Origin of the sequence: Actinotalea sp. (assembly GCF_041597215.1) — a bacterium.
GTDB lineage: Bacteria > Actinomycetota > Actinomycetes > Actinomycetales > Cellulomonadaceae > Actinotalea.
On record NZ_JBFHHB010000195.1, the window covers coordinates 1 to 5,977 of the forward strand.

Annotated in this window: 5 protein-coding genes and 1 pseudogene; all 6 read right to left on the reverse strand. The window is 70.5% G+C overall.

The annotated features are described in order from the left end of the window. Positions 1-130 precede the first annotated feature (130 nt). Entirely contained in the window at positions 131-637 is a 507-nt protein-coding gene (locus tag ABWK99_RS12485) for a radical SAM protein (protein WP_372595029.1), read from the reverse strand. Between the two features lie 333 nt (positions 638-970). After that, positions 971-1,645 (reverse strand): SDR family NAD(P)-dependent oxidoreductase, encoded by a 675-nt coding sequence (locus tag ABWK99_RS12490; protein ID WP_372595030.1) that lies wholly within the window; start codon positions 1,643-1,645, stop codon positions 971-973. A 96-nt stretch (positions 1,646-1,741) separates the two neighbouring features. Beyond that, entirely contained in the window at positions 1,742-2,746 is a 1,005-nt protein-coding gene (locus ABWK99_RS12495; protein ID WP_372595031.1) for a hypothetical protein, read from the reverse strand. 12 nt (positions 2,747-2,758) lie between these two features. Then, the gene (locus tag ABWK99_RS12500; protein ID WP_372595032.1) at positions 2,759-4,597 is read right to left on the reverse strand and encodes a hypothetical protein; all 1,839 of its coding nucleotides are present in this window, start codon (positions 4,595-4,597) and stop codon (positions 2,759-2,761) included. Positions 4,598-4,829: 232 nt separating this feature from the next. Further along, positions 4,830-5,117: a ferredoxin family protein gene (locus ABWK99_RS12505; RefSeq protein WP_372595033.1), complete on the reverse strand. Its 288-nt coding sequence runs from the start codon at positions 5,115-5,117 to the stop codon at positions 4,830-4,832. Beyond that, positions 5,117-5,977 (reverse strand): annotated as a pseudogene (locus ABWK99_RS12510) (hypothetical protein); the annotation flags it as partial. The gene ABWK99_RS12505 and the pseudogene ABWK99_RS12510, both read right to left, overlap by 1 nt.

Here is a 5,977-nt window from a genome sequence, read left to right on the forward strand (position 1 = left end):
CGCGGGCGGCACGGCGCCATCCAGGAGAGTCCGGAGCTTCTCGAAGGGGTAGGGCTGGAGCAGCCCGAGGCGGGGATTCATGGGCCAATTATCGCCCGGATGCGCACCCTCTCCAACGGGGTCGGCGCGGCTAGCGGCGGGAGGAGCGGCCGAGGAGCCTCTCCCAGGGCAGGCGCAGCCACCATCGCAGCCCGCCGCGGCGCGTGATCTGGCGGAACCTCGCCGGGTCGAGGGTGTCGAGGTGGACGTTGATCCGCCGCAGGCCGGCCTCGAAGAGGGGCGCGGCCAGCTCCTCGAGGAGGAGGCCGTTCGTCGTCAGGGCGATCCGCGGTCGAGCGCCCTCCCGGGTGCGCAGGGCAGCGGTCGCCGCGACGACGGTCTCCAGGCCTCGCCGGATCAACGGCTCGCCACCGGTGAACCGCACCTGGTCGACACCGAGGCGCTCCACGGCGATCGCGATCAGGCGGATCACCTCGTGGTCGGTGAGGATCTCGTCCGACGGGAGCCACTCGAGTCCCCCGGCCGGCATGCAGTAGGTGCACCTCAGGGTGCACCTGTCGGTCAACGACACACGCAGGTCGGTGGCGACGCGGCCCCAGGCGTCGAGGAGGGCGGGCCCCGACCCGGCGATCGCCATCGACCTCACCTGATCCTGCTCAGCGGATCGGTGGGTCGATCCGCGACACGCACGGGTCCGAGGGCTCGGCGTGCCGCGTTCCCCGGGACAGGGCCCGGCGGCGACGACACGTCCTGGTGCCATGCGTCCTTCTGCATGACCTGGACCCGCGACGACGGTACGAAGCGCGGGCTCGAGCGTGCCAGGCCAGTTCCGCACAAGCGGCATGAACCGAGGCGTGGGCTCGCGCAGCGGGCGCGCCGGTGCAGATCCCTGCGGTGCCCTGAGGCGACCGCTTCGGCCCTCGCCTCCAACAGGGGGCCGGGCGAGGCCCGTCAGGGCAGGGCTGCCGCCCTACTCCCGACCCTCCTCCAGCGGGATGAGCATCGTGCGGAACGCACCGTCAGAACCCTGGATCTCCCAGATGCGCTCGGCCACGTCGTCGATACCGTTCGGCAGCTGGAGCTTGGGGATGCCACCCGGGATCACGAGCTGGACCACGCGGATCCCCTCGCCCTTCAGCGCGTCGTGGAGCATCTCCCCGTAGGCGCTCTCGGCCGGGAACGCGATCGAGGTCCCGGCGAAGTCGGCGCGCGCCTTCACCGAGGTGCCACCGTTGATCAGCACGATGCTCCCCCCACCGGCTCCGCGCATCGCCGGGAGCACCGCACGCGCCGCGTGGACGAGGCCGAGGGCCGAGAACTGCAGCGCCTCCTGGGCGAGCTCGGGAGTCAGGTCGAGCACCGGCTTGAGGTAGTCGCGCGAGGGCAGCGGGCTGTACTGCAGGACGGTGATCGGCCCGAGCTCCTCCGCCGCCCTGGCGAGGGCGGCCTCGAGCGAGGCGGGCTCCCTGACGTCGGCGGCGTAGCCGCGGGCGGTCACGCCGCCCGCCCCGAGCTCCGCCGCGAGCGCATCCAGCTTCGCCTGGTCGCGGGAGATGAGCGCGATCGAGAACCCCTCGCGCCCGAACCTGCGCGCCACCGCCGCCCCGAGGCCTGGTCCTGCTCCGACGATCGCGATGGTGGGCATGGCTGTTCCTTCCGAGGCGGGTGTGGGATCGACCCTAGCCGCCGGGCGCACGGGCCACGTGCTCGTCGAGCACCTGGCCCGCGCGCCCCCCCCTCGTCAGACGACGCGCACGATGAACGTCAGCCCACCGACGGGTTCACCGGTCGCCTCGTCGAGCTGCACGACATCGACGGAGTGCAGTCGTCCAGGCTCGTCGTCGGGCGACACCCGGAACGTGACGGCCCCGAGCCTCGGCTGCTTGCCACGGGCGAGGTCCGCCCGCACCTCGACCTCCTTCGGCACCTCCTCAGGACGCCGGGTCACGCCGAAGGCCGGCGTGACGGCTCCGGCGAGACTCGGCCGGCCGAGCGCCTCGCGGGCGGTGAGCGTGCGCACCCCCAGCCCGTCGAGCGGAAGGAGCGCCGGCAGCCCGCCCACGCAGCCGCCCGCCCGGGCGAGCTCCCTGGCGTCCATCTCCCGGGTCCGCTCCAGCACGCGGAGCCGGGCCATGTGCCGGCCGTCCGCCGACTCCCCCATCTGGAACCGGAAGGTCATCGCCTTTCCGGCGGGGATCTCCAGCACCTGGATGTTGCGCTGGGCGACGTGGCGGTCGCCGACGACGTCGAAGGTCGTCGGATCGGTGTAGGTGTCGGGCGGGAAGATCAGGCTGACCCGCGCGATGATGCAGCGATGGCCGGAGTCGCCGGCCTGGGGCGTCCAGGGCAGGTCGATGCTCGCTTGCAGGTACGCCTGGACGGTGACGAGCCCCCCGCCGATGAAGGTCGCCGTGGCCGGTGTGATGAGCGTCGAGGGGTCGGCCACGAACGCGTCGACGTAGGCGTCGACTGCCGGGATCCCTCCCCCGTTGGTCACCGTCACCCGTACCTGGTTGACCTGGAGCGGGACCGCCTCCCCGCCCACGGCGCCACCGGGCTTGACGATCACGACGTCGGGGCTCGTCCAGAAGGCGAGGCCGGGCGCGAGCGGAACCGAGCCGTCGTCGGCGGGGTGGGTACGGATGAAGAGGCGGGTGACACCGTCGAACTCGCCGTCGTGCGGCTTGTCGTTGTCGTTGCCGTCAGGGTTGTCGGGCTGGTCGGGCATGCGGTCGTCGTCAGGCATGGCTCCGTCCCTTCACGCGTCGAGATAGTCGGTCGGCACGGGGTTCTGCGCCTCGAGGTCGGGCTTGCGGCCCGCCCAGGTCTTCCACCCGTAGCCACGGTCCGCGTCGAGGTTGAGGTTCGGCAGGTCGTCGATCCGTTCCGACAACAGTCGCGCGGTGAATGCCTTGATCGATCCGAACTGGTGGGTCGACCACGTGTTCTGGTCGGTCCAGTGCGTGAAGTCCGGCCCGGTGCCGTACGGCTCCTTCGCGCCGTAGAGGTCCTCGACCTGCGGCGTGTAGGGGTGGAACCCGTCGAGGAACACGTCGGGGTTCTGACCGTAGAACGGCTTCGGCGCCGCCTCGGCGAACGGCTGCTCCAGCGGTGTACCCGGGTAGAGCACGTGATGCTCCATCGGGCCGAACAGCCCATGGACGTCCTGCTTGTGCGGGTAGCCGGAGAACGTGGGCGAAGGCCCGCCGGTCAGGTGCGCCGTCGAGGTGTTGATGAAGGCGGTGCCCCAGGGGTTGCGGGCGAAGTCGCGCGGTTCGGGCGGCAGGTAGGCACCGAGCACGAGGGCGAAGCGCCCCTCCTCGTAGATCTGCCACAGGCCCTTGCGGATCTGGTAGAGCAGCCACTTGACCAGCGCGAGCGCCTCGGTGAGCGGCAGCGTGAGGATGTCGACCGCGTGCGTGATGATCCAGGAGACCGTGTACGCGATCGACTTGACCAGCCACTCGATGAACTTGGCGATCGCGGCGAAGATCGCCCAGATGCTGAATCCCCCGCCGCCTCCCCCACTGCCGCCGCCGCCGGACAACGAGGGGAACCCGCTGACGAAGTCGGTGAAGAGAGCGCCGGCGGCCGCTCCGGGCGGCGGGACGGGCGTCGGCTTCTGGGCGACGCCGATCGTCGTCGTGCGCTCGAACCACGCCAGCCACAGACGGTAGGTCGTGTCGTAGTCGTCCCCGGAGAGCGTCGGCGGCACGGAGGTCCCTGCGTACGTCAGGTCCACGGCCTTGACGAGCATCTCCTGGAGCTTGTCGGGCAGCCGCCCGTCCGGGAACTCGCACAGCCGGTAGTAGTAGCTGCCCGCGATGGAATCGGCGAGGTAGGTGTCCTTGGCCCCGAGCCCGAGGCACTTCTTGGTGCGCGCGTCGTCCGGGTATCCCTTGCGCGCGTAGGCGTCGATCCAGTTCTCGACCAGGTGGTGCCGGTGCCAGAAGGACCGGTACGGCCCGCCCACCACGGAATTGACGAAGGGGTGCCCCGCGACGTCTCCGCCGATGTGGCTGCCGTAGCCGATCGCGTACCGCATGAGGTCGTCGTCGCCCTGCGCCAGACTCCACAGGGTCGACGCGAACCGACCGGTCCGGCGGTAGTGCCACGTGTCGAACCAGTACCACTGGTCCTCCGGTGCCCCTTGCTGGATCTTCGGGTAGAAGGGGTAGAAGAGGTCGACGTTGGCCGTGACGAACTTCTGCAGCTGCACCAGGAGCGTGGAGCCGATGAGGTCCGCCGTGGCGCCGATGTCGCCGATCAGCCCGTTGAACAGCGCCTGGTCGACGGCCGTGACCGCGTCGTCGATGGCCTGCTCGACGGGTTCCACCACCGCCTCGTAGAAGTCGATGAACGGTTCGAGCGCGTCGTAGACGTCGAAGAGGAAGTTGACGAACTCGTCCAGCGGGGTGCCGTACTCCTTGAGCGAGAAGATCAGGAAGTCGGGCCCTTGGGCACCGAAGCCGGCGTAGGGGCTGCACGGCTCCTTGTCCAGGAGGTCGGCGAGCTCGCGGCCCCGATCACCTCCGATCTCCCGGAGGTAGGGCGGCAGCCCCTGGATGTTGTGCAGATGAACGATCGGACCCGGCATGAGGGTCACCCCCATCAGAGCCGGCTCGCCGCAACGACGGGCGCGGCTGCACCCTCGTGGCGGCACCCGACGTGTCGACAGGGACGCGAGAGCTCTCCTCCATTACCGCACGCCGCCCCCTGACGGTCAATGGTCGTGCGACTGGGCCGTGACCGCGCTACGACTGCCAGACCTCGACTCTCGGCCGTGACCACGACGTCGACTGGCTCACGGGTGTCGCAGGCGGCCTCGCTCAGCCCTCGCGGAACCCGACCCCGAACCCTCCGCGCGGGTAGTGCCAGGACACGGTTCCCGGAGGGGCCACCGCCAGACAGGTGCCGCACTCCAGGCAGGCCGCGGCGGTCACGGAGATGGTGCCGTCCGGCTCCGCGGCGTACACGTGCGCCGGGCAGATCCGGACCAGGAGCGGCCCCGTACGGGTCCGCCGGACCTCGTCCTGGTCCACCTCGACATGAGGCTGCTCCTCGTCGACGTCGTAGTGCAGCGTTGCGAGCCGCTCGGGAACCGAACCGATCTTCATCACAGTGCCCTTACCGCTGCCAGGCCGAGCCGGGCGAGCTTCATCATCGACAGCGAGGAATCCCTCAGTGCAGTGCGAGCCGTGCGGAGCAACCTGGTGCGAGGGGTGGTGTCCAGATCGAACGCACCGTGCAGCACGTCGGCGAGCAGGGCACCGACGTCTCCGTACATCTCGGGGCGCTCAAGGAACGCCGGGGTGCGCTCGTAGGTCACCATGTCCGCACCGACGAATCCCGCACGCAGCTCGGTGAGGTAGACGTCCATCGCCGACTGGGAGACGTCGTTCGCGGCCAGGGCGCGGTCGGCAGCGGTCGCGGCGGCGATCGCCGACCCGGCGGCGAGGTCCATGCCGCGGATCGTCAGTCCGGTGTTGAGCGTGAAGCCCGCCGCGTCGCCGACCAGCAGGAGGCCAGGGCGGGTGAGGTCCTGGCGGACCATGGCGGGACCACCCTCGATCGTCAGGTGCGCTCCGTACTCCAGGAGCTCCCCGCCCTCGAGGAGAGGGGCGACGGTGGGGTGGGCGAGCAGGTGGTCGTGCACGTCCGAGCTGCTCAGGCCCCTCGCGGCGAGGTCGTCGAGCCGCAGGACCACGCCGACGGACACGGATTCGCGATTCGTGTACATGAAGCCGCCGCCCGCGACGCCCTGGGTGCAGTCGCCCACCATCGCGTAGGCGACGCCATCGTCACCGCGGACGCCGAAGCGGTCCTCCAGGAGCTCACGGGGCAAGCGGATGACGGACTTGACCCCCACGGCAAGGCGCTCCGGGGGTTCGCCCGAGCGGACACCAGCCCCTCGGGCGATGAACGAGTTGACCCCGTCGGCAGCGATGACGACGCGAGCACGCAGCTCGTCGTCGCC